This window comes from Cellulomonas sp. IC4_254, from assembly GCF_011603975.1.
In the GTDB taxonomy this organism is placed as follows: Bacteria; Actinomycetota; Actinomycetes; order Actinomycetales; family Cellulomonadaceae; genus Cellulomonas.
In genome coordinates this window covers 1-2,101 of the sequence record NZ_JAANNB010000334.1, presented here as the reverse complement: position 1 = coordinate 2,101, position 2,101 = coordinate 1, and the positions used below count along the sequence as shown (strand labels likewise).

Sequence of the window (2,101 nt, the reverse complement as noted above, 5' to 3'; positions counted from 1 at the left end):
GAGGGCGCGGCCGGCACTCGCTCCGGCCGCGCCCTCGTCGTCGTCGTCGGGACGGCCCCGGACGATGAGAGGATCGGCGGCATGAGCGAGACCCCGGACCCCACGACCGCCACCCGCGACATCGCCGACGTGGCCGCGGTCGAGGTCATCACCACCGCCGCCGTGCACCTGATGAGCGCCGCCGCCGTGAAGTGCGGCCTGTCCCCCGACACCGACGAGCACGCCGGTCGCGACTACCTGGACCTGGACGAGGCCCGCAAGCTGATCACCGCGCTCGCCGCGCTGGTGACGGCCTCGGCACCGGACATCGGCAACCAGCACGCCCGCTCGCTGCGCGACGGGCTCCGCTCGCTGCAGCTCGCGTTCCGCGAGGCCAGCCCGTTCCCGGACGCGCCGGGCGAGGGGCCGGGCGAGAAGTTCACGGGCTACGTGTCCTGACGCCCGCCGCGCCGGCCGTCAGCGGGTGGTCGGCTCCGGGGCGGCGTCGGCCGGCGACGGCCGCACCGGGACGTCGTCCGCCCCGGCGGGTGCCGGCTTCGGGACGACCCGCTCGGCGGGCGACGTCGCGGGTGCCGGCTCGGTCGACGGCGCCGGCACGACACCGGCGGGCGCTCCGCCCAGGGCGGCCGCGGCCGCCGCGCGCCGTCCCGTGGCTCGGCGCCGCACGACCGTGAGCACCGCCAGCCCCAGCACGGACAGCACCAGCCCGACGCCGCCGGCGGCGGCGAACCCGCCGCCCGGGCCGGTGGAGTCGATGACCGCGCCGACCACGGGGGCGCCGAGCGCCGCGCCGACGGTGTTCGCGGTGCCGCTCCAGCCCATGATCTCGCCGCGCCGGTGCTCCGGGACCATCCGGACGAGCGAGGCGTTGATGGCCGACAGGCTCGCGGCGCACGGCAGGCCCGCGACGACCACGGCGAGCGCGAGCTGCCACTGGGTCTGCGCGAACGCGGCCGGCACGGTGGCCGCGCCGAGCAGCGCGACGAGCGCGAGCGGGTGCAGCTCGCGCTTCTGCGCGCCGTAGACGAGGCCGCCGACGACGGACCCGACGCACCACAGGGCGATCATCCAGCCGACCGCGGTCTCCCGCTCCCAGCCCTGGAGCGCCGCGACGATCCCCACGTCCGTGCCGTTGAGGATCAGGGCGGCGGCGGACGCGGCGGCCAGGACCACCAGCAGGCCCGGGGTGAGCAGCCGCGGGCGGCGGGCGCCGTCCACCGCCTCCTCGGGCGCCGTGCCCTCGGGCGAGCGGGTCGGCGGGTCGAACCACATGAGCAGCAGGCCGGCCGCGACCGTCGCGACGCCGACCAGCGTCAGCGCCGCGGTCGTCGAGACCTGGGTCGCCACCAGGACGCCGAGCGTCGGCGCCAGCATGAACGTCATCTCGGTGCCCACGGAGTCGAGCGCGTAGGCCGTGCGCTGCTGCTCGGCGGGCACCAGCACGGCGAGCGACTGCCGCACCACCGAGAACACCGGCACCAGGAAGACGCCCGCGACCACCGCCGCGACGAGCAGCGCCTCGTAGCCCAGCCGCGGGGCCACCAGCCACACCGCCGACTCCACCAGCACGGACGGCAGCAGCGCCCGGCGCAGCCCCAGCCGGTCGACGCGGCGGCCGCGCCACGGCGAGCCGATCGCCACGCCCACCGTCATCGCCGCCGCGACCAGGCCGGCGCGCGCGTACCCGAGGCCGAGCGGGCCCACGACGTGCAGCGTGAGCACCACGCCCGTCATCGCGTGCGGGATGCGCGCCACGAACGAGACGAGGACCAGGGGCAGGACACCGGGCAGCCGCAGCAGACGGCCGTAGGGGGCGAGGGACACGCCCAGGATTCTCGCCCGCCGCGCGCCTGTCGGACGACAGGATTCCGCCGTCCGGGGGCCCGCGACGACGTGACGTCCGCCACCCGCTCCGTCCCGGGACGGATCTCGGGCCGCGCCGACCCCCCGTAAGGTGGTGCCGTGACGTCTGCCACCGGGCCGCACGACCCGATCGGCCCGCCGCGGCCGGCCGGGCCCTCGTCGTGGCCCGACACCGCCACCCGCCCCGACGCACCGGGCGTCGCGCACCCCGCCACGCACCCGGACGACCGCCCCGCCG

General features: G+C 77.9%; 2 protein-coding genes. One reads left to right on the top strand and one right to left on the bottom strand.

The annotated features are described in order from the left end of the window. Positions 1–81 precede the first annotated feature (81 nt). The gene (locus tag G6556_RS18515) at positions 82–438 is read left to right on the top strand and encodes a DUF1844 domain-containing protein (protein WP_147793764.1); all 357 of its coding nucleotides are present in this window, start codon (positions 82–84) and stop codon (positions 436–438) included. Between the two features lie 18 nt (positions 439–456). On the opposite strand, the gene G6556_RS18510 is transcribed toward G6556_RS18515, so the two are convergent. Beyond that, positions 457–1,824, bottom strand: a complete 1,368-nt coding sequence (locus G6556_RS18510; protein WP_166944581.1) for an MFS transporter — start codon at positions 1,822–1,824, stop codon at positions 457–459. Positions 1,825–2,101: the final 277 nt, after the last annotated feature.

Coding starts and splice junctions, on each gene's coding strand:
- G6556_RS18515 (WP_147793764.1), top strand. CDS start 82: ATGAGCGAGACCCCGGACCCCACGACCGCCACCCGCGACATCGCCGAC.